The organism is Paenibacillus liaoningensis, assembly GCF_059609455.1.
The window spans coordinates 16,925-41,419 of the sequence record NZ_JCAALU010000007.1; the positions used below are offsets into that span (position 1 = coordinate 16,925).

Annotated in this window: 21 protein-coding genes, 2 pseudogenes and 2 riboswitches; of the genes and pseudogenes, 18 read left to right on the plus strand and 5 right to left on the minus strand. The window is 48.0% G+C overall.

The features are described from left to right. Positions 1-325 precede the first annotated feature (325 nt). From AC6B99_RS11385 to AC6B99_RS11420, 8 genes and pseudogenes are all read left to right on the plus strand, one after another. On the plus strand, positions 326-2,050 hold the full coding sequence (locus AC6B99_RS11385) for a proline--tRNA ligase (RefSeq protein WP_496663377.1): 1,725 nt from the start codon (positions 326-328) through the stop codon (positions 2,048-2,050). Between the two features lie 318 nt (positions 2,051-2,368). Then, positions 2,369-3,156: pseudogene (dapA, locus tag AC6B99_RS11390) on the plus strand (4-hydroxy-tetrahydrodipicolinate synthase). Positions 3,157-3,159: 3 nt separating this feature from the next. Next, positions 3,160-4,329, plus strand: coding sequence for an iron-containing alcohol dehydrogenase (locus AC6B99_RS11395; protein WP_494881948.1), 1,170 nt, complete (start codon positions 3,160-3,162; stop codon positions 4,327-4,329). A gap of 12 nt (positions 4,330-4,341) precedes the next feature. Beyond that, a complete protein-coding gene (locus tag AC6B99_RS11400) occupies positions 4,342-5,631 on the plus strand; it encodes a four-carbon acid sugar kinase family protein (protein WP_496663378.1) in 1,290 nt (429 codons plus the stop codon). After that, complete coding sequence (pdxA, locus tag AC6B99_RS11405; RefSeq protein ID WP_056035579.1) at positions 5,628-6,623, plus strand: 4-hydroxythreonine-4-phosphate dehydrogenase PdxA; 996 nt, start codon at positions 5,628-5,630, stop codon at positions 6,621-6,623. Before AC6B99_RS11400 ends, pdxA begins: the two co-directional genes overlap by 4 nt. Before the next feature lie 129 nt (positions 6,624-6,752). Beyond that, positions 6,753-7,169, plus strand: a pseudogene (locus tag AC6B99_RS11410) (sodium:solute symporter family protein); the annotation flags it as partial. A gap of 47 nt (positions 7,170-7,216) precedes the next feature. Continuing rightward, on the plus strand, positions 7,217-8,407 hold the full coding sequence (locus AC6B99_RS11415; protein ID WP_056035584.1) for a sialidase family protein: 1,191 nt from the start codon (positions 7,217-7,219) through the stop codon (positions 8,405-8,407). A 22-nt stretch (positions 8,408-8,429) separates the two neighbouring features. Beyond that, entirely contained in the window at positions 8,430-8,687 is a 258-nt protein-coding gene (locus AC6B99_RS11420) for an SDR family NAD(P)-dependent oxidoreductase (RefSeq protein ID WP_235533161.1), read from the plus strand. A gap of 71 nt (positions 8,688-8,758) precedes the next feature. Here AC6B99_RS11420 and AC6B99_RS11425 read toward each other — a convergent pair whose 3' ends face one another. Beyond that, on the minus strand, positions 8,759-9,109 hold the full coding sequence (locus AC6B99_RS11425; RefSeq protein WP_056035591.1) for a winged helix-turn-helix transcriptional regulator: 351 nt from the start codon (positions 9,107-9,109) through the stop codon (positions 8,759-8,761). Positions 9,110-9,245: 136 nt separating this feature from the next. On the opposite strand from AC6B99_RS11425, the gene AC6B99_RS11430 reads away from it, so the two are divergent. From AC6B99_RS11430 to AC6B99_RS11450, 5 genes are all read left to right on the plus strand, one after another. After that, on the plus strand, positions 9,246-9,617 hold the full coding sequence (locus AC6B99_RS11430) for a DoxX family protein (protein WP_056035594.1): 372 nt from the start codon (positions 9,246-9,248) through the stop codon (positions 9,615-9,617). 14 nt (positions 9,618-9,631) lie between these two features. Continuing rightward, positions 9,632-10,399, plus strand: a complete 768-nt coding sequence (locus AC6B99_RS11435) for a DODA-type extradiol aromatic ring-opening family dioxygenase (RefSeq protein ID WP_056035598.1) — start codon at positions 9,632-9,634, stop codon at positions 10,397-10,399. Between the two features lie 219 nt (positions 10,400-10,618). Further along, positions 10,619-10,721, plus strand: a riboswitch (purine riboswitch). Positions 10,722-10,865: 144 nt separating this feature from the next. Continuing rightward, positions 10,866-11,426 carry a phosphoribosyltransferase gene (locus AC6B99_RS11440; RefSeq protein ID WP_056035602.1) on the plus strand — a complete coding sequence of 187 codons (561 nt, stop codon included), beginning with the start codon at positions 10,866-10,868 and terminating at the stop codon, positions 11,424-11,426. An 82-nt stretch (positions 11,427-11,508) separates the two neighbouring features. After that, entirely contained in the window at positions 11,509-12,564 is a 1,056-nt protein-coding gene (locus tag AC6B99_RS11445) for a Rieske 2Fe-2S domain-containing protein (RefSeq protein ID WP_494860737.1), read from the plus strand. Positions 12,565-12,670: 106 nt separating this feature from the next. Further along, on the plus strand, positions 12,671-13,318 hold the full coding sequence (locus tag AC6B99_RS11450) for an MFS transporter (protein ID WP_494860735.1): 648 nt from the start codon (positions 12,671-12,673) through the stop codon (positions 13,316-13,318). Between the two features lie 43 nt (positions 13,319-13,361). Here AC6B99_RS11450 and AC6B99_RS11455 read toward each other — a convergent pair whose 3' ends face one another. Together AC6B99_RS11455 and AC6B99_RS11460 are read right to left on the minus strand one after the other, a co-directional pair. Further along, complete coding sequence (locus AC6B99_RS11455) at positions 13,362-15,548, minus strand: M56 family metallopeptidase (RefSeq protein WP_496663379.1); 2,187 nt, start codon at positions 15,546-15,548, stop codon at positions 13,362-13,364. Beyond that, on the minus strand, positions 15,545-15,922 hold the full coding sequence (locus tag AC6B99_RS11460) for a BlaI/MecI/CopY family transcriptional regulator (RefSeq protein ID WP_056035614.1): 378 nt from the start codon (positions 15,920-15,922) through the stop codon (positions 15,545-15,547). Before AC6B99_RS11460 ends, AC6B99_RS11455 begins: the two co-directional genes overlap by 4 nt. Positions 15,923-16,084: 162 nt before the next feature. Between AC6B99_RS11460 and AC6B99_RS11465 the strand changes: the two genes are divergently transcribed. The 3 genes from AC6B99_RS11465 (at position 16,085) to AC6B99_RS11475 (ending at position 18,438) form a co-directional block, all read left to right on the plus strand. Next, positions 16,085-16,420, plus strand: a complete 336-nt coding sequence (locus AC6B99_RS11465) for a hypothetical protein (protein ID WP_494860592.1) — start codon at positions 16,085-16,087, stop codon at positions 16,418-16,420. A 14-nt stretch (positions 16,421-16,434) separates the two neighbouring features. Further along, positions 16,435-17,133, plus strand: a complete 699-nt coding sequence (locus tag AC6B99_RS11470) for an SDR family NAD(P)-dependent oxidoreductase (RefSeq protein WP_494860590.1) — start codon at positions 16,435-16,437, stop codon at positions 17,131-17,133. A 56-nt stretch (positions 17,134-17,189) separates the two neighbouring features. After that, positions 17,190-17,271, plus strand: a riboswitch (ZMP/ZTP riboswitch). A gap of 45 nt (positions 17,272-17,316) precedes the next feature. After that, positions 17,317-18,438: a GNAT family N-acetyltransferase gene (locus AC6B99_RS11475; RefSeq protein ID WP_063892563.1), complete on the plus strand. Its 1,122-nt coding sequence runs from the start codon at positions 17,317-17,319 to the stop codon at positions 18,436-18,438. Positions 18,439-18,602: 164 nt separating this feature from the next. Here AC6B99_RS11475 and AC6B99_RS11480 read toward each other — a convergent pair whose 3' ends face one another. Further along, the gene (locus AC6B99_RS11480; RefSeq protein ID WP_056035622.1) at positions 18,603-19,805 is read right to left on the minus strand and encodes an MFS transporter; all 1,203 of its coding nucleotides are present in this window, start codon (positions 19,803-19,805) and stop codon (positions 18,603-18,605) included. A 157-nt stretch (positions 19,806-19,962) separates the two neighbouring features. On the opposite strand from AC6B99_RS11480, the gene AC6B99_RS11485 reads away from it, so the two are divergent. Further along, a complete protein-coding gene (locus tag AC6B99_RS11485; protein WP_056035627.1) occupies positions 19,963-20,550 on the plus strand; it encodes a TetR/AcrR family transcriptional regulator in 588 nt (195 codons plus the stop codon). A gap of 131 nt (positions 20,551-20,681) precedes the next feature. On the opposite strand, the gene AC6B99_RS11490 is transcribed toward AC6B99_RS11485, so the two are convergent. Beyond that, the gene (locus AC6B99_RS11490) at positions 20,682-21,548 is read right to left on the minus strand and encodes a helix-turn-helix domain-containing protein (RefSeq protein WP_496663380.1); all 867 of its coding nucleotides are present in this window, start codon (positions 21,546-21,548) and stop codon (positions 20,682-20,684) included. 146 nt (positions 21,549-21,694) lie between these two features. Between AC6B99_RS11490 and AC6B99_RS11495 the strand changes: the two genes are divergently transcribed. Further along, entirely contained in the window at positions 21,695-24,394 is a 2,700-nt protein-coding gene (locus AC6B99_RS11495; RefSeq protein ID WP_496663381.1) for a family 78 glycoside hydrolase catalytic domain, read from the plus strand. Positions 24,395-24,495 lie beyond the last annotated feature (101 nt).

Here is a 24,495-nt window from a genome sequence, read left to right on the forward strand (position 1 = left end):
TTATTGTAATGTAAATTATAAAGCTTTTATCATAAACATCATGCAATAGCGTTGACCAAGAAAGAAGCGCTCCAGCTTCGCTGTCCAGAGAAGAAACCCACCGGCTGCAAGGTTTCTCGCTGCGAACGAGCCTTCTCCTGCCTTGCGAGCTGTGACGGGAATTCAACCGTTGCCGGTACATGCCGTTATCATGTTTGAGGATCGCCAGGCTTGCTGTTGGCTTTGTGGTCAAACTAGGGTGGTATCACGACACATTCGTCCCTGACGATGTGTCTTTTTTGTTTTTTCATACTAAATGATGGTCGAAAAAAGGGGAGTGCGGCTCATGCGCCAAAGTCAATTATTGCTTCATACTTTACGAGATTCACCTGCGGACGCCGAGGTGATGAGCCATCAGCTGATGCTGCGCGCCGGATACATTCGCCAGCTTGCTGCGGGAATTTATACGTATTTGCCGCTTGGAAGGCGTGTGCTGCGCAAAGTAGAGACGATTGTGCGGGAGGAAATGGACAGGGAAGAAGCTCAGGAGCTGCTTATGCCTGCGATGCAGCCGGCTGATTTATGGCAGAAATCCGGGCGCTACACCGCCTACGGCCCAGAGCTGACTCGATTGAAGGACCGCCACGAGCGTGAATTTGTATTAGGACCAACACATGAGGAGGTTATTACTTCCTTAGTAAGCAACGAAATCAGCTCTTACCGGAGGCTGCCCGTCACCTTGTATCAAATTCAGACGAAGTTCCGGGATGAGCGGCGTCCGCGCTTCGGCCTGCTGCGCAGCCGGGAATTTCTAATGAAGGATGCTTATTCCTTTGATACCGATTGGGAGGGACTGGACGCTTCCTATTGGAAAATGTACCGTGCTTATGAACGAATTTTCAATCGTTGCGGCGTTAATTTCCGTGCAGTGGAGGCGGATGCTGGAGCCATCGGAGGAGAAGGCGGCACGCATGAGTTTATGGCGCTTGCGGATATTGGCGAAGATACGATTGCGGTGTGCGACAGCTGCGCTTATGCTGCCAATTTAGAAAAGGCGGAGTCGGCGGCAGCGTCGTTTGAGGCGAAGCGAGAAGCCGAGACTACGAATAGCGAGCAGCCAGTGGAAAAATTTCATACCCCTAATATGAAGACGATTGATGAATTGGTTCAACAATTGGACGTTAAAGCAGCTGATATCATCAAGACCCTAATTTGTCTCGTCGATGATCGCTTAGTTGCAGTTCTCATTCGAGGCGATCATGAAATGAACGATATTAAAGTGAAAAATGCGCTTGACGCCGAAAACGCAGCTATTGCCGATGCCGATACCATTCAGCGGCTGACAGGAGCGCCTGTAGGTTTTATTGGCCCGATCGGTCTCGATCTTCCATTGCTCATTGATGATGCGGTTATGAAAATGACGGCTGCCATCGCCGGGGCGAATGAACGGGACTACCACCATCGTCACATCGTTCCTGCGCGGGATTTCGCTCCCCAGCATATTGGCGACTTCCGGAGCGCGGCCGAAGGAGACGGCTGTCCGCGCTGTGACGAAGGGAAGCTGCAATTTTTCCGCGGCATTGAAGTGGGGCATGTGTTCAAGCTGGGCACCAAATACAGCGAAAAGCTTGGCGCTGTTTTTCTCGATCAAGCAGGCAAAAGCATGCCGATGATTATGGGCTGCTACGGGATTGGCGTATCGCGCATGTTATCCGCTGCGATAGAACAGCATCATGATGCGGCAGGAATAGTATGGCCGCTGGCACTTGCTCCGTACCACGTACATCTGATTCCGATATCCGTGAAGGATGAAACGCATATGAAGGTAGCCCAGCAGCTTTACAATGAGCTGCAAAGCAGCGGGGTGGAAGTATTGCTTGATGACCGGGAAGAGCGGCCAGGCATAAAATTCAAGGATTCGGATCTGATCGGCATTCCACTGCGAGTGGTTATTGGCAAAGACGCGGAGCAGGGGAAAGTCGAATTTGTTCAGCGCAAGGACAATCAGAAAGAGCTCATTACGATCGAAGAGGCCGGCGAACGCATTCGCCAAATGGTATCGGAGAAATAGTAAGATAAGACTTTCAACGGCTGTAACTAACTTGTGCAGCTGAATGTATGTTTATTAAAAATATAAGCTGCGTCATTAAAGGGCATTCTCGCAAATGAGAATGCTCTTTTTTACGCTGTCTAAAACTAAGTGATGCGAAAAAATACGTTCAAACCATTTCCTTTTATAAAAAGTGTTTTAAAATGCAACTAATTAGTCGAATTTTCTGAGTTTATTAAAATAAATGTTGCTAAAAAGGTCATATTGATTTACACTCACTAATGTAAACGCTTCGCATTATACGGATGAAAAGTTTGGGAGGATACGAGATGCCACGAGATGCCACTAGCAATTGAGGGAATTTATCCCGCATTATTGACTCCTTTTACAAAAGATGAAGAGGTAAATGAGGCTGCATTAAAACAGCTTGTCAATCGATTGATTGTTGCAAAAGTGAACGGTATCTTCGCATTAGGAACGAATGGGGAATTTCATGTTCTGTCCCGCGAGGAAAAATTAAACATAACCAAAATCGTTGTCGAGGAAACGCAGGCCGTGTACCAGTCATGGTGGGCAGCGGTGGAAACAGCACACGCGAGGTCATTGAGCTTTCGCAAGCGATAGAGAAGCTTGGTGTCGATGCGCTGTCGGTTATAACGCCATATTTTATTCCGCCAACGCAGGAGGAAGCTGAAGAGCATTACCGTAAAGTAGCGGAGGCTGTATCGATTCTGGTCGTGCTGTACAATATCCCGTCGCAAACAGGACTTTCCCTTGCGCTTGAGACGGTGGGGCGTTTGGCTAAACTGCCGAATATCGCCGGCATTAAGGATAGTAGTGGGGATTTTAGCAACATTGAGCAATATATAGCGCATACACGCGGCGAGCATTTTTCCGTTATTGCGGGTACTGACTCGCTTATTTTGAAAACGCTTCAAGCTGGCGGTAGTGGTGCTGTCGCTGCAACGGCGAATTTGCTCCCGGAAACGGTTGTTGCGATTTATAACAACTGGAAAGCTGGTGTTCCGGTCGGCCCTGCCAGAGCGCCGATTCAAGAGCCGACAGGCGAAGCGTTCAAGCAGATTGAAACAGCCGTTCAATTTTATAAAACGAATCAGGAGGGATAACGAATGCTGAATGTTTATCACTTTCAGACAGCAGACCGTATCATTGCCGGTGCGAACACCTTGTCGCAGCTGAAGGAGCATTTGCCTGCTGTTCATCCTCGCATTCAGCGCGCCTTGATTGTTACGCAGCCAACGGTTCAGCGCAAGGGCTACTCTGGCGTCATCGAGCAGCAGTTAACGGAGCAAGGCATCGCCTTTGACGTATGCACAGCGATTTTACCAGAGCCGACGGTGCAAAACATAGAAGAAACGTTCGCGGCATATCACGGTAATCACTATGAAATCATCATCGGCCTTGGCGGCGGCAGCGTGCTGGACGCGGCTAAAATTTTATCGGTGCTGATGACGAATGAGCAAAAAATCGCTGACATGCTTGGCACAAATGTAGTGGCTAAGTCAGGAGTGGCCACCGTATTGATCCCGACGACATCTGGCACGGGCTCAGAAGTGACGCCGAATGCGATCGTTACTTTCCCTGATCAGGAGCTGAAAATCGGAATTGTCAGCCCTTATCTGCTGCCGAAGCTTGTTATTCTTGATCCGGTTCTGACGCTGGAGCTGCCGAAGCCGATAACGGCTGCAACAGGCATGGATGCGTTCACGCATGCGCTGGAATCTTTTATTTCGAACAAAGCTAATTATTTCAGTGACATGTTCGCTTTGGAGTCCATCCGTCTCATATCTTCAAGCATTATTGAAGCTTACGAGAATGGTTCGTCACTAGAGGCGCGTGAGAAAATGCTGCTTGGTTCAACGTATGGCGGAATGGCGCTTACGGCAGCGGGAACGGCGGCGGTTCATGCGCTCGCTTATCCGCTTGGCGGCAAATATGGCATTCCTCATGGCGTCGCCAATTCGATGCTGCTGCCTGGTGTGATGGCGTTTAATATGGATCATTGTGTAGATCGGCTCCATCTCGTTGCTGGGCCAATGGGCATTGAGACAGAAGGGCTTTCGCCAGAGGCAGCAGCATACCGTGTCATCGAGAAAATTCGCGAGTGGACAGAGAAGCTGGAAATACCGCAGGATTTAACCGCCTATGGCGTACAGGAGGAAAATGTCGAGGCCTTAGCGCAAGCTGCTTCGCAGGTTACGAGACTGTTAAACAACAACCCGAAGGTGCTAAGCCTGGACGATATGAAAATGATTTATCGCAGCCTGATTGTGAAATAAGGGAGGATTACCGTGAAAATTGCGATTGTCGCCGACGATTTGACGGGCGCATGCGATTGCGGAGGGCAGCTGGTGCGTTATGGCATGCGCGTATCGGTTCGAATTAATCCGGTTATGGCGGAGGAGCCGCATTATGATGCTGTTGTATTCAACACGGTAAGCCGCTCCTTGCCTGCGAATGAAGCTTCGTCAATCGTCAAACAGATTAGCCAATATATTAATGAGCAGCCCTTTGACCTGATTTATAAAAAAATAGATAGCACGCTTCGTGGAAATATCGGTGCTGAGCTAAATGCGATGTCCGATGTCATTCAGCCGGACTTTACGATTATCGCCCCAGGTTATCCGCAGAACGGTCGGCAAATTATTGAACGTATTCATCATTTGAATGGCAAGCTGCTGCATGAGACCGAGGTAAGCCGTGATCCGAAGACGTCGGTGCTCCAGTCCGATGTGGTAGAGCTGGTAGCTAGCCAGACGGGACGGGCAGTTGCCCATCTTTCCGTATCAGATATTGACCAAGGAAAGGCGCATCTAGCTGACAGGCTTAAAGCATGCAAAATACAAAATATGACCTATATTGTCGCAGATTCAGTTACAGAGGGGGATTTGGAGAGGCTGGCGAATGCATTGGCGCAGCTGTCCTATAAATTTGTCTGGGTTGGCTCAGCTGGCCTGATGAACCATCTTCCGAAAGCATATGCTGTGGCTGAAAATGACAAGCCGCTGCATATTCCGCTGCCAGTTAGTTATGATCCCGTTCTGCTCGTCGTAGGCAGCGTGAGCAAGATGGGGCGCGAGCAGCTGCGCAATTTAATGAATCAGAATCTGGCAGTGCAAATCATTGCCCGTTCCGAGAAGCTGCTCGCTGACGAGGCTGGTAAGCAGGGGGAATTGGATCGCGTCATCGACGAGGCGAATCGTGCTTTGGCAGACGGTCGCGATACCGTTATCGTCGCCTCAGACAATATCGCCGACACACAAGCGGCAGGCCAATGGCTAGGCATGACACCGATCCAAATTAGCGATGCCATTTCTGCCGCTCTTGGCAGCATAACCGTTAAGCTTTTCGACAAGCTAGCAATCCATAAGCTGTTTTTGACAGGCGGCGATACCGCTTATCAGGTGTTGGAGCAGCTTGGCATAACGGCGGTCGAGCTTATGGAGGAGCTGGAGCCGGGCGTGCTGCTAGGCAAATATGAAGCTCGCGGCCTTTATATGGTGACGAAGGCTGGAAATTTTGGTTCAGATCGAACGATGGAGCATGTCATCAAAAAATTGCATGGAGGCGAATGGACATGAGCAAGCCGATTATCGGTATTACAATGGGGGATGCCGCTGGCGTCGGTCCGGAAATTATTGTGAAGGCGCTGCAGCATGAGGAAGTGCTGAATAAATGCCGCCCAGTCGTAATCGGTGATGCGAAGAGCATGCAGAGGGCTATCGAACAAACCGGTGCAGCATTTACGGTTCACACGGTAAGCAGCACAGCGGAATGCGAATTTAAGCCAGGCGTCATTGACTGCTTTGATCTAAATTTGCTGCCAGCGGATTTAAAGCAGGGCGAAGTATCGGCGGTTGCGGGTGATGCTGCATTCCAGTTTATTCAAAAAGCGGTTGAGCTGGCGCAGGCCGGCGAGCTGCAAGGCGTATGTACCGCTCCATTGAATAAAGAAGCGCTGCACAAGGGCGGACATTTGTACCCGGGGCATACGGAAATTTTCGCCGAGCTGACCGATACGCAAAATTATTCGATGATGCTATCGTCGCCGAAGCTGAAGGTGATTCATCTCACGACGCATGTCGGGCTGAGAAAAGCGATTGACAATATAACGCCAGAGAGAACGCTCACCGTTCTTCGCCTCGCTCATGCTACGTTGACTAGAGCGGGTTATGACCGTCCGCGGATTGCGGTATGCGGCATAAATCCGCATGCGGGGGAGAATGGCTTGTTTGGTGAAGGGGAAGAGGAAGAAAAGCTTATTCCCGGCATTCGTCAAGCGATTGAAGAGGGCATTAACGCAAGCGGTCCTTATCCGGCCGATACGCTGTTTTACCGGGCGGTGCGCGGAGACTTTGATATCGTCATTGCCTGCTACCATGATCAAGGCCATGTGCCGATCAAAGTGCTGGGGCTGGAGGAAGGCGTCAACATTACGGTTGGCTTAAAAGGCGGATTTATCCGCACTTCTGTGGATCACGGCACGGCCTTTGATATCGCAGGGAAAAATATAGCCGATGAGAGAAGCATGCTTGCCGCCCTTGCATCTGCTGTCGAGCTGTCGCCGAAATAAGCGCGGCCCTTGCCAATGAGCTTGAGAGAAGGGATGATCGGCTTCGTTCGGTCCCCTTCGAGTTGAAATGTAAGCGTTATCCTGCATAATGATGGTATCCGAAGCTGAATTTTGCTGACAGCCTTTATTGCGCTTTTCTCCACACCGTTCATTATCCAGGCCATTACTTCCACAAAAGATGCGAAGGCGGCTAAACGCGCTACGATTTATGCTGGACTGCTGTTTCTGCTGCTTGCTGTTGCTGTAGCGATCATCGGCGTTTGCGCGCGCTATTTGTACCCGGATATAGATCCGCTTTATGCGTTCCCGGTGTTTATGCAGCATATGCACCCGATTCTCAGTGCCATTGTCGCTACATCGCTGGTCGCTTCAATTTTTGTCGGGGTTTCCACTGTAGCTTTATCTACAACACTAGGCACAACGGTATGGTATTTACTGGATGGTCCATTCGGCATTGATAATATGTATATTGCAGTCGTCGCGCCTTACATTGTTGTGGTTATTGACCGCTGGATCAGCAAAGCTGCAGCTGGGTCGAATAAATAAGCTTACATGAATTCAAACTTATATTGCTTTTAGGAGGGTTATTGCCAATGAGTGAACAACATTCTGCTTTCCACCATGAAATGACAGCAACACCGGGAGAACCGTATCGCTCCGATGCTTATATTCCATCCCATCAGGTGCAAAATCATGCTTCCTTTCTTCATATTTTAGATAATGGCGATGTGCTCTGCGTCTGGTTTGCAGGAACACAGGAAGGCATTCCGGACATCTCCATTTATTTGTCCCGACTAAATAAAGGAGCAACGGCTTGGACGGAGCCGGTCAAGCTATCGGATGATCCGACACGCTCAGAGCAAAACCCGGTATTGTTTTCCCTCCCAGACGGCAAGCTGTGGCTGCTCTATACCGCGCAAAAATCTGGCAATCAGGATACGGCGATCATTAGACGCCGCATATCGGACGATAATGGCTATACGTGGAGCGACATTGATACGCTGTTCGATACGCCAGGCATCTTTATCAGACAGCCAATTACGGTGTTGGACAATGGCGATTGGCTGCTGCCGATCTGGTACTGCTGCACGAATCCGGGCGAGAAATGGACAGGGAACAAAGATGGGAGCGCCGTGAAAATTTCGTCCGATCAAGGGAAAACATGGGAGGAAGTAACGGTGCCGGGCAGTGTTGGCTGCGTGCATATGAATATCGAGAAGCTGGATGATGGCACGCTTCTTGCGCTCTATCGCAGCCGCTGGGCGGATTATATTTATAGAAGCGCTTCGGCAGATCACGGCAGAACGTGGAGCGAGCCTGTGCCGACATCGCTGCCTAACAACAATTCCTCCATTCAATTCACGAAGCTTGCGAATGGCGATTTGGCGCTAGTATACAATCATAAAAGCGCAAGCGATTCAATGGAGCGCCGTGCTTCGCTGTACGATGAAATAGAAGACGAGGAAGCGGATGAACTGGAGGCTGCAGCGCCTATCCTGACAGAGATTCCTTCCGGCGAGGAACGGCAAGCATTTTGGGGCGCACCTCGTGCGCCAATGACGCTGGCAATTTCCAAGGATAATGGCTTGACTTGGCCGATTAAACGCAATATTGAAGTGGGCGATGGGTATGCGATGACGAACAATTCCAAGGAGCGTCTAAATCGTGAATATTCGTATCCGACGATAAAGCAATCGAAGGATGGCAAGCTTCATATCGCTTACACTTATTTCCGGCAAGCGATTAAATACGTTGTTCTAACTGAGCCTTATATTGCGGAATAAAGGCAAACGAATCAGAGCTGCTATGAAATATGGCATAAGACAGAGGGTAGCAAGCTGTGTTATTGAGGCAGCCGTAAGTCATTTCGGCAAAATTGACAATCTCGTCAATAATGCTGGCATCAATAACCGCAGCTCTATGATTGAGATGGGGATTGATGACTGGCAGGAGGTAATGGATGTCAATTTAAACAGCACATTATACTTTTGCCGGGCTGCATTGCCGTATTATTCCTCGCTTCGTCCATGTCTGATTTTATTACCGGCGAAGCGATCAATTTAAATGGCGGTACGTATCTGAATTAACCGGACGAAACAAACAACCGACCTCAAAGGTCGGTTGTTTGTTTACACTTACAGATCGTTTGACTTGCTTTCCTCTCCATATAGCTCATTGAGATGCTCAATATGAGACATTCCCCATTCATTCATGGCCTGCAATAAAGGCGCCATTCTCATGCCGTATTCCGTAATGGAGTATTCGACCTTAGGGGGGATTTGCAAATAAATTTCACGATGAACGATGTCATGATATTCTAATTCCCGCAATTGGGAGGTAAGCATTTTTTTGGTGATGTCCGGCAATGATTTTTGCAATTCGCTGAATCTCATCGTACCTTGCGAAAAAAGCTGATATAAAATAATAGGCTTCCATTTGCCAACTAAAATTTCTAAAGCCGTTTCCACTTTGCATTCCTCAGGCATTTGATCGTTTTCCCCTTTCGTTTCCTATGGTATCTTTTTGTATACTAGGTTTAATTAAAGTTCCTACTTCTAATAAATAACTCTAGAGCTTATTATACATCTATGATTTAAACATACTCAAGGAGGAATCGTTACAGTGAAATGGCTTGTGCGAATATTGCAAGGACTGCTAGTGCTTGGATTTTTAATGTTTGGGTTTATGAAGGTTAGTGGAGATCCTACCCAAGTGGAAGCCTTTAATGACATTTATGGATATGGCACAGCGTTCATGTACGTTGTGGGGATTGTTGAGATTTTGGGGGCTGTCGGGTTATTGATTGGTTATTGGAGAAATAAGCTGATTCCTATTTTTAGCGGAGTATTAGCGGTTGTAATGGCTGGAGCTGTATTTACACATTTAAAGGCAGGCCAAGGCTTTGAAGTAGCAGGCATGCCATTGATTTTGCTGGTTTTAGCTTTGATCGTGCTTTTTGGCCAGATAAAGCTGCTTGCCAATAACAGACAATAAGGAGGCGAAAAAGCATGCTGCCATCCCTTTTTATTTGCCACGGCTCACCGTTGTCCGCGATGGCTGAATCGGATTACACCCGGTTTTTATCCGATATTGGGAAAAAGTATAAACCGCAAGCGATCGTGCTGTTCAGTGCCCACTGGGAGGAGCGGAATACGACGATTTCGTTCGCTGAGGGGACATTAAACACGATCTATGATTTTTATGGCTTTCCGGATGAATTGTATCAATTGACTTATCCTGCCCCAGGTTCGCCTGAGCTGGCTGCAAAATTAGAAGATCGTTTTAGACGAAATGGCATAACGGTTGATAGGGATGATGAACGGGGATTAGATCACGGCTCTTGGATTTTCCTAAGATACATGTATCCAGAGGCAAATATTCCAATTGTGACGATATCGGTAAACCCTTTTCTATCTGCGAATGAACAGCTCCAAATAGGCGAAGCGCTTAAAGGCTTGGGCGAGGAAAATATTTTGGTTATTGGCAGCGGAACGACCGTCCACAATTTTAATGAAATCAAAATGAATCAAGCGTATCCTGAAGCGTGGGCGGTTGAATTTGATGATTGGATAGCGGATAAGATCGTTCAACGAGACATAGCCGCATTTTTGCAATATGAAACATTAGCGCCACATGCCAAGCGGGCTGTCCCGAGAGCGGAGCATTTCGTTCCGATCCTTCATGCTTTAGGAAGTTCGTCTGGGGTGGAACAGCCCAAAATCATCTACAGAGGATATGAAATGGGAACCTTCAGCCATATATGCTTTGAGATGTAAGATGAAAAATACAAACGCGAAAGCTCGCAAGGCGCGATAGATGTTTAAATAGCGGTAGTCTAGGACGGTATTGACTTGTCCAAGGCTGCCGCTATTTTTTATTGCTAAAATAGTTCTAGTATTTTAATGATAGATAAAGTGACACTGAATTCGTTGTTGACAGTGAAAAAGGGTGGTGCTATTATAATTAAAACCTTTAATGTTAGATAAGTTAACATTAAATTATAAAAGCGTTATTCTTGTATAAGCCCATTAATAAGGGATGGGCGTTTCTACAGGCAACCGTGAATTGCCCCAGGCTACAAGAGACTGAAAGCGACGCATTTTTCCTGTTTAGCGATGCCCTAGGGCTGATCGCAGCAGGGAAATGAAGCTGAAGTCTCTTAAGTCTGGGTTTTTTGAAATATAAGAGCTTATAAGTTTCACACTTAGGGCGACAATAGAGAAATTTAAGGGAGAGAAGCATATGAGCCTCACAAACACCAGACTTTCCGATTCCATTGCTAATGCCAGAACAGTCAAAATTCAGAAACCAAATGATACCTTTTATGACTTTAAACTATATCCGTTCGGCGAGCGGGGAACCTATATCGCTCCAGAGCTTATCAATGAAATTACCGATAATTTGGCGGTGAGCATCGAGGACCATTTTCACAATTACGATTATATCGTATCGCCAGAGCCTGGTGGCCACACATGGGGGATGCTTGCGGCGTATAAGCTGCTGAAGCCGATTAACATTTTAAGGCTGAGCACGGATTTGTATAAAGATATTCATCTGGAGGCCAAGCGCGAAACGGCATACAACGAAAATCGCATTTGCTTTGACGGCTTTCAGAAAGGTGATCGTGTTCTGCTCGTTGATGATGTAATCAGCTCCGGTGCAACGATCCGCTCGATTGCTGTGCAGATGGAAGAGATGGGGGTAAAGCTTGTCGGCGTGCAGGCGATCATTGCCAAAGGCGAGCATTACCGCAAGCTGGAGGAAGACTTGAACGTTCCGGTGCGCATTCTTAGCCAGGTTTAAATGCAAAAAACGACAAACATAGCCCATATACGCTTAAGTCAAAGCGGTTAACTACGATAAAGAGGTGGACAATATGACGATTATGGAGCAAAACACAAGGACGGCAGCTAAAAAAAGAGAAGAGAGCGAGCTGCCGCGGAACTGTACCTTTTCTGCTGAGGATTGGCATGTATTGGCGCAATATTGGTATCCGATCGCGATTGCAAGCGAGATTGCAGATAAGCCGGTGGCGGTAACCCTGCTGGATATGAAGCTTGTCTGCTACCGCAGCAGCGACCGGGTCGTCGTCGCCCGTGACCTTTGCTTTCACCGCGGAGCCCCGCTCAGCAAGGGCTGGATTGAAAATGGCGAAATCGTATGCCCGTATCACGGTTTCCGCTACAATTGCGAAGGCAAATGCACGGCGGTGCCTGCGCATCCCGATTCGCGCATCTCGCCTAAACTAAAGCTCATCACGTATCCGGCCATAGAGCGTTACGGCTTGATCTGGACGTCACTGATGTCCTTGGAGGAAAATATTCCGCCGTTCCCCGGCTGGGAAGATCCCGATTACTTGAACGTTTTGCCGCCGAGCTTTGATATTGCCGGCTCTGCTGGCCGCCAAATGGAAGGTTTCTTGGACGTATCTCATTTTGCATATGTGCATACGGAAACGTTCGGCGACCGCAACAACACCGAGGTGCCGCAATATAAGGTGAAGCGGGAAGGACAGGAGCTGCTTGCGGAATATTGGAGCACGGTCAGCAACTATGGCAAGGGACAGGAGAATCCGGCTCCTGATGACTTTATGTGGCTGCGCGAATTCCGCGTGTTTCCGCCATTCGCTGCATCGCTCACCGTTTATTTTCCAGATGAGGGGAGATTGAATATTTTAAACTGCGCATCTCCAGTATCGGCCCGATATACAAGACTTTTCTGCCCAATATCGCGTAATTTCGATAAGAACGCTCCGATTCAAGATACGATAGATTTTAACTTAAAGGTGTTCCAAGAGGATGCTGAAATGGTCGAAGCGCAGACGCCGGAGGATTTGCCGCTTGATCTTCAAGCTGAGGCCCATATTCCGGCTGACCGTACCTCTATCGCTTATCGCCAGCTGTTGACAGAGCTGGGTTTAGGCAAAAACTACACGTCCTAATTCATTTGTATGAACGAATCTAATATTGCGCGGGATATAAGAGCTGGCCTCCGGGGCCGGCTCTTTTCCTGTTTTATGGCGAGTTCATTTGCGATTTAATAAGGCTGTGACGAGAGCTAAAGTGTCGTTGAAGCAGCATACTGCGCAAATCTTGCGGCATCAAAGCTTTTTAACCTTCGTGCTGTTTAGCTTTCTCATCGCCACTTCGATTGCAATTAATTTTAACTTTCTCCCGATTTACTTCAAGGAAGCAGGCTTTAATAAAGGCTGGATAGGAACAGCTTACAGCATTGCCGCCATTATTGAAGTGCCGATGTTCTGGCTTGCGGTTAAGCTGCATAGACGCTTTGGCTTAATTCCGATGATGATGCTGGCGGCCTTATGCTACAGCGTGAAATGTCTCGTTATGGCTTTCTCCACTCAAGTGGGACTGGTGCTTGCTGTGCAGCTGTTTGATGGCATAGCCTTTGCGTTCATGGCAAGCGCCTCGGTTGAGGTGATTAACCGCTATGCGCCGAGCTATGCGAAAGCGACGTATCAGACCTTGTTTGTGGCGCTTACTTCCGGCATTGGCGGAATTATCGGCAGTGCCTTGGGCGGCGTGGTCATTTCACATTGGGGTGTCAATAAGCTGTATTTGCTTATGTTCAGCCTATGCTTTATTGCATTTGCCGGTTTTACGGCAAGGCGCAAGCAGTTGGAGCCCCGCCCAGACAGGCCGGTAAAGCTAGAAGGAGAAGCGATTCTTTCCTAAAAATAAAGCAGATATCCAGAAGCATCCCCTCTCGCCCTCGGGTCTATTTCTCGGGAGCCGAAATCATAGCTTTCAGGTTGTCTTCTTGGTACTTGTCCATACCAGAGAAAACGGCAGTATAATAAATATTGTCCTGCTTCCACAAGTAATAAGGCATGGTGGGTGATACGTAGATTTGGTTCTGGTCATTATAAGCCGAAATTTCGACGCCGTTAATCTCCAGTTTCCGAGTGAATGTGAGCTTAGATGTGTCGAAAAGCGGCTCCTTGCTCTGATAAAGCGAGAAAGTATCCTCTATATTATAGGTTGAGGAATCGTACGATGCTCGATAGGTCGTCCATAGAGCGTCGGTCGCTTGTTTAAACGCATACTCAGTATTCTGATCGCCGGCCCTAAGTAATATTGAACCGCTCAGCTTAAGCCCCGGCAATTCCAAAGGAATTTTCACCGTAAAGTCAAGAATGTTTTCCGCCGCAAGCAAATCCTTTCCATCATAAAGGGGAAACGAATTTCCAGCTCCGTCGTAGCGGACATGCTGAACTTTCTGCGGTAAAACAAAGGATTTCACCATTTTTGCGAGCTCTTCTTGCGAAAAATACTCGCTATAATAATCGATTGCGTACCATATATTGTCATCCTGCCAGTAGAAGCTTGTGCCCGTTTCTGGCCTTTGTTTGTCGCGTCTCTTATCCGTGAATAAAGTGCCTTTGACATCGCCGATCGTCATAGTTTCCTGTCGGTACTGAGGAGTCTCGTTTGCACTTTGGGGATAGTGAGCCGCCCCCCGTAATTGATTGTGCTCCAACAAATTGCCATTTCCCATAGAAGCTTTGACTTCTATAATTTGTTTGTTTTTTTTGCCAAAGTTAGATACAAAAGTAATGGATGCTACATCAATAAGATCGTCATCGTTGGCGCTGGTGAAATTTTTATAATATAATACATTCTCGAACTGATAACCTTCAGGAAGATAATCCGGTATTTTAAAGTTATATTTCGGAAAATCGAGTGCCCGATCGAGACTATGAAACCATCTGAATGAATCGTTGTATATAGGATATAGATCCAAACTAGGGTTTGCTGCTTGGGCAACCATATCGAGCTCGGTACCATTCTCTGAATCCGACGCATTGGTGAGCAAGATGGCGCTCAAGGCAATAACCAAGAGAATAGCGGCGGCCGAGAGCTTGTACGAACCTTTTTTAAACTTGGTAATCATTATCATTCTCCGTTTTGCTTCATTTTTGTTGTCCCCAAAATACGATAGGTTGACCTGAGAAGAGGGGGGATGGGCAAATAAACGCGACAGCATAAGTAAGGTTCTGCCATAGGACAAAGCTTCACGCTCGCCCAGCGCTTCAAGAACACGAGCGTCGCAGGCCACCTCCTGATCGGCTTTCATCTTTCTTACGGAAAGCCACACCAAAGGGTTGTACCAATGCATCCCTACGGAAAGAGCCCACAGGGAGTTGAACCATAAGTCCTTGCGTTTGTAGTGAATGAGTTCATGCATCAGGATATGCGTTAGCTGGTTTGAATCGGCGATCGTGCTGATATCCTCGGGCAAATAAATCCGCGGCTTCCATAAACCATAAAGACAAGGGCTGCGAAGATGGCTAGTTTCATAGACGTATACTCTTTTTTTAATGTTCAGCTTCTGTTTGCATGCCTCAAGAGCCATGAGTACTTCAGCATCCTCAATTTTCACTGAGTTTCCGACTGTTTTTCTGAAAATCAGCGCGCTAAACAGATAATATCCACCCAAGCATAGAAGCCCTATAAGCCATACCAGCGAGCCAATCGATAGCCAGGTCATTCCATCTGTGCTTTCTGGAATATGGTCTTGAGAAGAACGTGTGGCGACTGAAGTTCCTGTTTCGTCTGCTTGGTTCGTGATGAACTCGGGAGGCTGCTTTTTTATATCCATATAATTGGATTGAATTTCCAAGTTGGAACCGATCTTAGTAAAGGGAGTGAGCTGCTTACTCTTCTGATCTGAATTCCATTCCAGCGGGAACGTTTGCGGCAGCACATTAAACAAGCTTAACTGACTCTGTGGAGCAATGGGAACCAGCAGCTTAATTAACACAAGAAACCACAATATATGGATAACTCTAGGTTTAAGGTGCTTTTGGAACAGCTTCCGAATCAAGAGTAATATTAATAGAATTACCGTCGATGCGGCTGACGCAGTGAACAGAAGAGAAAAGACCGTTTCCAGATACTTCATAGCTTCTTCTTGTTCTCCAAAATTTGTTGAAGTTCCTCAATATCTTTATCCGATAGTGTCTCTTCTTCGAGAAATTTCGCGCACATTATCCCTACTGCTCCTTTATAAACTCTATTCAGAAATGAACGATTCTCGGCCTTTAAGTATTCATCATGCGAAACCAGCGGATAGTAGAGGTAGTTCCGGCCGGACTTTTCGAATCGAATCGCTTTTTTCTTGTGAAGCCTATTCAGGAAGGTCTTAATCGTCTGATCCGACCAATGCATTTGTTGGGTTAGTTTGAAAATAATCTCACTGGCGGACAAAGGCTCCTTTTGCCAGAGTAGCTTCATCACTTCGCTTTCGGCCTCGGTAATGTGTGGGGACTCGTGCATCGTATTCACCCTTCTTGATTTTATTCGTTTACACTTGTAAACGATATTTAAAGTTTACAAGTGTAAACGAAACGTGTCAAGCTTAAATCGTGATCCCCGTATATTTTCTTTCGTCAGAAAAATAAGGGAAATATGTGAGCGGAGCTTGCATTTAGCGCCTATTTGAAGGACAATGGCTTCATTGTTCTGGAAGCGATTGCATTAAAGCAAGAGACTGAGCTGGTTAAAGCAGCAATGCTTTTTGAAGTGCAGCAGCTAAGGAGCTATTTTCAGACGTGGTCGGTTTCTGATAAGCATTTTGGTCTCATACATTATGATTCCGATGAGGAGATGTTGCCTGGCTGCCAAGGCTTTAACAGCGTGTACAGCTACGCTCGTGTAAGGAGGGCGATAGCGGAAACGTGGGACAATGAGTCGGAGTGGATGGTGCAGCTGCGTAGCAGATTGGAGCAGTCGCTTAAGGAAGCGGAAGCTTCCTTCGGGAAAGAAATTAAATAGAGGGAGCTGGGAGCATGAACATTTTAATTACAGGTGCAGGGCGAGGACTTGGCTACGAGTTGACGAGTGAGGCGCTGGAGCGCGGACATGCGGTTGTGGCGGGAGTTCGATCACCTAATGAGACTAATGAAAAGCTATCGGCACTTACTGAGAAGTATGGTGAGCGGCTGTCGATTGTGGAGCTGGATGTCACGAATGAGGAAGGCATTGCAGCGCTCGCTTCACAATTGAAGGAGCAGAACGTGAGCCTTGGAGCAATCATTAATAATGCAGCGATTCTCAATTCTCGAAATACACACATCGAACAGCTGGATTTTAAGGAAGTTGCGCTGACGATGGATATTAATGTATATGGGCCTATGCGTGTCGTGAAGCATTTGCTGCCTTTATTAACGGAGAAGGACGCTGCCATTTTTAATATTTCTTCTGAAGCGGGCAGCATCACGCATGCTTATCCAGGCGATTATCCTTATGCGATATCCAAAACAGCGCTCAATATGTTCACGCAGCAGCTTCATGTATATTTGCAAAAGCGGGGCATTCAGGTGCTCAGTATTCATCCTGGCTGGATGCGGACGGATATGGGCGGTGGAGAAGCGCCGCTGGATGCGAGCCACAGCGCGCGCGGCATTATTGAGCTATTGGAGCAGCGCCGCACGCCGGACGGTCGCTTTATGTTCGTCGATCATGAAGGTAATGCAATGCCGATTTAAAAAGTCGGAATTAGTTGTTGACAAATAACGGCTTTCCGCTATACTAGCATTAATTATTTGGTATGCGTAACTGGCGAAAACGCAGAGCACTGCGGTGGAGCGCATATGTCATAGCAGCCGTTCGCCTGGGCAAAGTATTTGGTCAAATGACCAAATACTTTTCTATTTTAAGGAGAGGTCGAATTGAAGCAGACGAGAAATGTAGCGGTGTTAGTTTATGAGAGAGTGGATACACTTGATTTTGCTGGTCCGTTTGATATATTCGCCATCTCGAGCGGCAAGGATAGGGATTTTAACGTATACACGGTTGGAGAGACGAAGGAAGCTTTGCATACGCTTAGCGGAATTGCGATTACACCAGCGCATAGCTTCGACGATTGTCCTATGCCTGATATATTAATCGTTCCTGGTGGCATGGGATCGCGTACGGAGATTCATAATGAGAAGCTTACGAGCTGGATTCGCCAAACGGCACAGCATGCTGAACTTATTTTATCTGTATGTACAGGTGCGCTGCTGCTGGCCAAAGCGAATTTGCTGGATGGACTCCAGATTACAACGAATCGCCGGGCACTTGATCTGCTGCGTGAGCTTGCGCCTTCCAGTGTGACGATTGTTGAGAACGTGCGCTATGTGGATAACGGAAAAATCGTCATGTCCGCAGGAGTGACGGCTGGCATGGATGCTGCACTTTATGTCGTGGCAAGGCTGCACGGTCAGGAGCGGGCTGAGCAAACAGCAGCTACTATTGAATATGATTGGCATGAAGAGAAAGTACAAAACAGCCTCCACTTGGCAGTGTCTGCATCGAAAGCCGAGCTTGAAATTAAACGCGCCGCATCTGATGATCTGGAAGCGATGCTTCGTTTATACAAGGAAGCAGCCCGCTGGATATATGAGGCGAAAGGCTTGCGCCAGTGGAGCGAGGATTCTTTTACAATGGAATATTTAGAGAAATTCATTAGGGAAAAAGAAGTGTTCGTCGCTTACTTGCGGGGCGAGCTTGCGGGCTGTTTTTCGGTCGAGTGGGGCTACGAGCCGATCTGGGGAGAGCATTTTCATACGGATGCCGGTTATGTGCATCGGCTGGCTGTATCTCGCAGTTTCAAAGGGCAAGGTCTTGGCGGTCAAGTGCTTGCGTGGTCGGAAGCATATATTCGCGGGCGTGGAAAAACCTGGATGCGCCTTGATTGCATGGCGGAAAATCCGTCGCTTAACGCTTTTTATGTTAGCCAAGGCTTGAGCTTATGCGGCAGATACGATGCAGAGGGCTGGAGCGCAAATTTATATGAGAAAAAGCTGTAACCGCCTATGAAGGGGAACTGCTATAGCATCCACCGGAGGGTGAGTTGTTATAGGTTCACAAAAAGGAAGCGCTGGACTTGCCAATACAAGACTGGTTCAAGCAGCGCTTCCCCTTATTTTTTAATTCCGCTGTAAGAAATTTCTTTTTACCAAGCACGAAGGTTTTATGCATTCCCTGATGGCTGCTTTGCCTCGGTTAAGTAATATAGAAAGGCAAGTACCGGCAGAGCGATACCGATCAGGGAAGCTAAAGCCCATCCCCCATAAGCATAGGCCCATCCTCCCAAAAAAGACCCCACGGCTCCGCCGATGAAGAAAATAGCCATGAATAGGCCATTAAGGCGTCCGCGCATCTCACTGCCTAGCGAATAGATAACGCGCTGGCCCAACACAAGATTTCCTGACACCCCCATATCCAAAACGATAGCAGCAACCAGCAGTAACGTCAAAGCGGCGAAAGAATCCCCTCGGACGAGATAGGCTGTCAAAAAAGCAAGGGCAGAAACGGCAATCGCGATGCCGCTCAGCAATTTAGTCAAACCACGATCAGCCAATCTGCCGGCAATAGGCGCCGCTACGGCTCCTGCTACACCAGCGAGAGCGAATAAAGCGATGCCTTGCTGCGTCAAATGAAAATATTCGGTTAAACGCAGTGGAATGACGGTCCAAAACAAACTAAAGGAGCCAAATAAACAAGCTTGATAAAAGGCGCGGCGGCGCAAAATAGGCGTTGCTTTCAAAAGCGAGCCTAAAGAACGGATCAATGCCCCATATTGGAGGGACGGTGTTGGTTTCCGCTGTGGAAGCGCACGGGATAGAACAATTGCGAGCAATATGATCACGATAGCAGATAAAATAAATACCGCCCGCCATCCCCAATATTCCGTTATGAGGCTGGCTAATGGCCGAGCAAACATAATGCCTAGCAGCAGACCGCTCATTACATTGCCTACAACACGACCGCGCTGTTCATCCGCTGCAAGGAAAGTGGCATAGGGGACAAGAATTTGCGCAGCAACCGAGCCTATTCCTATAAATAAAGCGGAGATGAGGAAGGTGGCTGTATTAGGGGCGAATATCGTTCCGATTAGCGCGATAATGACGACAACTAGTGAGGCGGTAACCAATCGGCGGTTTTCGATCAAATCACTGAGTGGGACGATAAATAATAAACCGACCACATAGCCTACTTGAGTTAGCGTTACAATTAGTCCTGCTGCTCCTAAGGGTATTCCGATGGAGGAACTGATCGGCCCGATTAACGTCTGGGCATAATAAAGATTAGCTACAATAAGACCGCAAGCAGCGGCTAAAAGAAACATAAGCCAGTTCGGAATGGATTTCTCCTTGGACTGTAAGTTGTTCATAACATCATGCCTTCTTTCTGCTCAAATGGGTGGTGCGAATCCTTTTTTTAATTATGGCTATATTATATACTAAACGTACAGTATTTAAAATGTTTTTTTTCAACGCGCCCAAAATTTTATATAATGTAAAGAAAGTCCACAAAAGGAGCTATGACCATTGAATATAAAAAGAGGGCGACCTCGCAACGTTGAAGCGGAGCGTGCTATTTTAACGGCCTCCTACAACTTGCTGCTTGAAATCGGATTTGGCGGCGTTACCGTTGAGAAAATTGCCGAGCAGGCACAGGTGAGCAAAGCGACGATCTACAAATGGTGGCCTAATAAAGGAGCCGTTGTAATGGCTGGTTTTATGTATGCCATCACTGCAAGGCTGCCAATACCGGATACGGGCGCTGTATATGAAGATATTTTGCTTCATGCGACTAATTTATCCCGATTTTTAACGAGCCGTGAAGGAGAGGTGATTACGGAAATTATCGGAGAGGGGCAATTTGATGCGAAGCTTGCTGCTGCATTGCGGGAGGAGTATGTCCGTCCTCGCCGATTGGAAGCAAGGCAGCTGCTCATGCGAGGGGTAGAGCGGGGGGAACTGAAACGGGAGCTAGATATTGAATTGAGTATTGATTTGCTTTATGGGCCGATTTTTTATCGCTTGTTAGTTACAGGAGATGGGCTGGAGGAAAGCGTGATTAAGCAATTAATAACGGGCGCTTTCGAAGGAATGAAGCAAGAGAGGGGACAATAAACTGCCGATACCATAGCCGTATATTGGCGTTGTACCCTCTGAGAAAATCGTCATTACGACGACGAGTGACACGTATGGCGATCCAGTAAAGCCGCTGCCAAACCTTAAAAGCTTGCTTGAATCGCGCAGTTTCATCTAAACTGCTTGCGATATTGGCCAGGCGTCTGGCCGACTCTTTTCTTGAAAAGCGCATTAAACGAATCAATGTGGCTATAGCCGACCATTTCGGCAATCGTACTAATTTTAAGCTGTGTTAAGCGTAAATGCTCACAGCTTTTTTGTATGCGCAGTTGGTTCAAATAGTTGCCAAACGTTTGTCCGGTGTGCTGTAGGAACAGCCGCTGCAAATGCCGAATGCTCCAGCCGGATCTTCTAGCCAGCTTCGCGAGTGTCAGCTCTTCATGAACATGCTGCTCCATAAACTGAATGAGCATGTTGAAGTGCGACACATCTTTTATTTTCAACGGGCGGTTGTCGCTTCGCAGTCGGTGAATGGTTATGACCAGTTGCAGGAATAGCGTGTATAGATAAGTGTCCGCTCCTGCTGCCGAGAAAGAAAACTCCTGATACATCGCCACGAGCAGTTTTTCAATTGAACCATCGTGATCCTGAATCGAATGATAGGTGGCTTGACCATTTTGCAGCTCAGCTAAATATTGCTCCAGCAGCGGATCGGTAAACAAGGCGGACATTGAAAGCAGCAGCTGAGGTGCAAATAAGCAATTATATACGATGAGCGGATGCTGGGAGGGATCCGTAGAGGTAGGCCTGAACACATGTGGAATGCCGACTGGTATTGTGAAAAACAGCCCTTTGCTCACGGCTACAATATCATCTCCAATATGATGAAAGCCTCTCCCTTCGGCAACAAAGTTGAACTCTATAAAATCATGCGCATGGAGGGGAACCTTGAAATCCTCCTGGTAGCGATTGACGAAAATCGGAAGCTGATTGCCAAAAAAATGATCGCCTTTATACCATTGCACAGGTTTTTTCATCGTATGCTCCCCCTTAAATAGTTGGCTGAATGACCGGGATATGTTGGCCTTTTTACAAGGATTTTTGCCGAAAATGGACGCTATAATTATACGATAACAGGGTAAGTGATGAACAGCAGCTTTTCCTGATTAGAGGAGGTCGTCCCATGGTCCAGATCGCAAAAGTCAGATGTGAATATTTGAAAAATCCGCTTGGCATTGATGTGCCGCATCCTAGAATCAGCTGGCAAATCCAATCAGAGGAAAGAGGCATTCAGCAGCAGGCCTACCAGCTGCAAGTTTCATTGGAGCCAAAGTTTGGACAAATTTTATGGGATTCTGGCCGGAACGCTTCTGGTCAATCCGTTCATGTTGTGCTGGATCAAATCGAGCTGCAAGCGCGTACGCGATATTATTATCGGGTCAAGGTGTGGACTACCGAGTTGTCTTTGGAAGGCAGCGCTTGGTCGGAAACGGCCTATTTTGAAACCGGTCTCATGGATTACAGCGAGTGGACAGCGGAGTGGATTAGCGCGCCTTCCGATTTCGCTGCGACGGAAGAGGACGCGGAGCGCCTTCCGCTGCTCCGAACCTTTGTCACCGTTGAAAAAACGGTCAAAAGCGCCCGGATTTACGCTACGGCACTAGGCATGTATGAGCTGCAATGGAATGGCAATCGCATTGGCGACGACTATTTTACACCGGGCTGGACCAGCTATGGCAAGCGGCTGCAATATCAGGTTTACGATGTAACAGACCAGTTGACCGTTGGCACGCATGCGATTGGCGCACTGCTCGGCAATGGCTGGTACAAAGGGGAGCTCGGCTGGAAGCAGGAGAAGGAGACTTATGGTTCACGCGCGGCGCTGCTCTTCCAACTGCATATTGTCAATGAGGACGATACGGAGGATGTTGTCGTTTCGAATAATGATTGGCAAGCGGCTGGAAGCGCGATTCTAATGTCCGAAATGTATCATGGCGAGCGTTATGACGCCCGTCTGGAATTGGACTGGCATAGCAGCCAAACGGCGGATTCAGACGTATGGCAGCCAGTTGAAACGATTATACATCCTAAGTCGATCATAACCCAGCAGGTAAATGAGCCTGTTCGCCCCGCCGAAACACTGAAGCCGATTGCTGTAATCCAAACGCCAGAGGGCGATACGGTGATTGATTTTGGCCAAATCATGGTCGGCTGGGTAAAATTCGAAGTCGAAGGCGCCGCTGGACATAGGGTTGAATTGCAGCATGCGGAGGTGCTAGATCAGAATGGAAACTTCTATATGGGCAATATTCGCCGGGCCGAGCAGCGTATCCAATATACGTTGAAAGGGAATGGGAAGGAATCGTTTGAGCCGCATTTCACCTTTCAAGGCTTCCGTTATGTGAAGCTGACGGGGTTTAAAGCGCCGATTGAGCTCGAAGCTTTCCGTGGAATTGTGCTGCATTCGGATATGGAGCGTACAGGGTTTTTCGAATGCTCGGATGCCAAGGTGAACCAGCTGCATCATAATATCGTCTGGGGGCAAAAGGGCAATTTTGTCGATGTGCCGACCGACTGCCCGCAGCGCGATGAGCGGCTAGGCTGGACGGGCGACGCGCAAATGTTCATTCGAACGGCTTCCTATGTGATGAATGTTGCCCCATTTTTCACTAAATGGCTGCAAGATTTGAAAGCGGATCAGACGCCGGAAGGGGGCATTCCGTTCTACATCCCTAATCTGAAGCCTGAGTTTTCCGAAGGCTGGGGAGACACAAGCCATTCCTCTGCGGCTTGGGGCGATGCGGCGGTTATTTGTCCATGGACGATGTATGAAGCGTATGGCGATGCTAGGCTGCTGGAGGCGCAATATGACAGCATGAACCAATGGATTCAGTACATTTATGAGCAGGGGAGCAACCCTTATTTGTGGAACACGGGATTCCACTTTGGCGATTGGCTCGGGCTTGATTCCAAGCCGAACAGCTACGTCGGGGCCACGGACAGAGATTTTATTGCAACGGCCTATTACGCTTATTCGGTATCGCTTGTCGCTAAAGCGGCGAAAGCATTAGGGAAAGAAACGGAAGTGGAGCATCTTGCTGCTTGGCATAAACAAATTATTGCCGCATTCCAGCATGAGTTTCTGACCCCGTCCGGGCGGCTGTCTGTACCGACACAAACGGCGCAGGTGCTGGCGCTGCGCTTCGGCCTCGTGTCAGGGGCGGCGAAAGAGAGGGCCGAGCAGAAGCTTGCCGAGCTGCTAAAGGAACAAGATGACCATTTGACGACAGGATTTGTCGGTACGCCTTATTTGAATCCAGTGCTTAGCGAAGCTGGGCGCAATGATCTAGCTTACCGTTTGCTGCTGCAGGAGGATTATCCTTCCTGGCTCTATCAAATTACGAAAGGCGCGACGACTATTTGGGAGCATTGGGATGGCATCAAGGAAGACGGCAGCTTCTGGAGCGAGGATATGAATTCCTTCAATCATTATGCCTACGGTGCAATCGGAGAATGGCTGTACAGCTACGTGGCTGGCATTCAGCCAGACGAGGAGGAGCCGGGATTCAAGCATGTGAAAATCAGCCCGCAGCCGGGACCAGGTTTAACATGGGCGGAAGCAAGGCTTACAACGATGTATGGGGTAGTCGTTTCCTCTTGGCGCCGTATGGAAGCAGGGCGAATGGAAATTCAAGTGACGGTGCCGGGCAATGCCCGTGCGACGCTAAAGCTTCCAGAAGCGCATGCGGCAGCCGATGTGCTGGAAAATGGCATTGCACTATCGCAAGCGGCGGGCATCACCGCGATTCATGAAGAAGCGGGAAGCGTTACGCTGGAGCTGGGCTCTGGCCAGTATCATTTTGCATACGATAGATATTTATAAGGTGTAACGGTGTTCAAGTAATAGGATTCCACTTGAGCGTGTGTGCAAAAGTAAACAATCCAGTTCCAGATCCAAATCCAGATCCAAATTCTGAGTGAAAA

What these genes read in the sequence shown, in the direction of transcription:
- AC6B99_RS11460 (WP_056035614.1), bottom strand. Translation starts at nt 15,922, where the DNA reads ATGCACGAGTCCCCACACATTACCGAGGCCGAAAGCGAAGTGATGAAG.
- AC6B99_RS11440 (WP_056035602.1), top strand. Translation starts at nt 10,866, where the DNA reads ATGAGCCTCACAAACACCAGACTTTCCGATTCCATTGCTAATGCCAGA.
- AC6B99_RS11455 (WP_496663379.1), bottom strand. Translation starts at nt 15,548, where the DNA reads ATGAAGTATCTGGAAACGGTCTTTTCTCTTCTGTTCACTGCGTCAGCC.
- AC6B99_RS11425 (WP_056035591.1), bottom strand. Translation starts at nt 9,109, where the DNA reads ATGCCTGAGGAATGCAAAGTGGAAACGGCTTTAGAAATTTTAGTTGGC.
- AC6B99_RS11415 (WP_056035584.1), top strand. Translation starts at nt 7,217, where the DNA reads ATGAGTGAACAACATTCTGCTTTCCACCATGAAATGACAGCAACACCG.
- AC6B99_RS11385 (WP_496663377.1), top strand. Translation starts at nt 326, where the DNA reads ATGCGCCAAAGTCAATTATTGCTTCATACTTTACGAGATTCACCTGCG.
- AC6B99_RS11435 (WP_056035598.1), top strand. Translation starts at nt 9,632, where the DNA reads ATGCTGCCATCCCTTTTTATTTGCCACGGCTCACCGTTGTCCGCGATG.
- AC6B99_RS11490 (WP_496663380.1), bottom strand. Translation starts at nt 21,548, where the DNA reads ATGAAAAAACCTGTGCAATGGTATAAAGGCGATCATTTTTTTGGCAAT.
- AC6B99_RS11470 (WP_494860590.1), top strand. Translation starts at nt 16,435, where the DNA reads ATGAACATTTTAATTACAGGTGCAGGGCGAGGACTTGGCTACGAGTTG.
- AC6B99_RS11480 (WP_056035622.1), bottom strand. Translation starts at nt 19,805, where the DNA reads ATGAACAACTTACAGTCCAAGGAGAAATCCATTCCGAACTGGCTTATG.
- AC6B99_RS11395 (WP_494881948.1), top strand. Translation starts at nt 3,160, where the DNA reads ATGCTGAATGTTTATCACTTTCAGACAGCAGACCGTATCATTGCCGGT.
- AC6B99_RS11495 (WP_496663381.1), top strand. Translation starts at nt 21,695, where the DNA reads ATGGTCCAGATCGCAAAAGTCAGATGTGAATATTTGAAAAATCCGCTT.
- AC6B99_RS11445 (WP_494860737.1), top strand. Translation starts at nt 11,509, where the DNA reads ATGGAGCAAAACACAAGGACGGCAGCTAAAAAAAGAGAAGAGAGCGAG.
- pdxA (WP_056035579.1), top strand. Translation starts at nt 5,628, where the DNA reads ATGAGCAAGCCGATTATCGGTATTACAATGGGGGATGCCGCTGGCGTC.
- AC6B99_RS11420 (WP_235533161.1), top strand. Translation starts at nt 8,430, where the DNA reads ATGAAATATGGCATAAGACAGAGGGTAGCAAGCTGTGTTATTGAGGCA.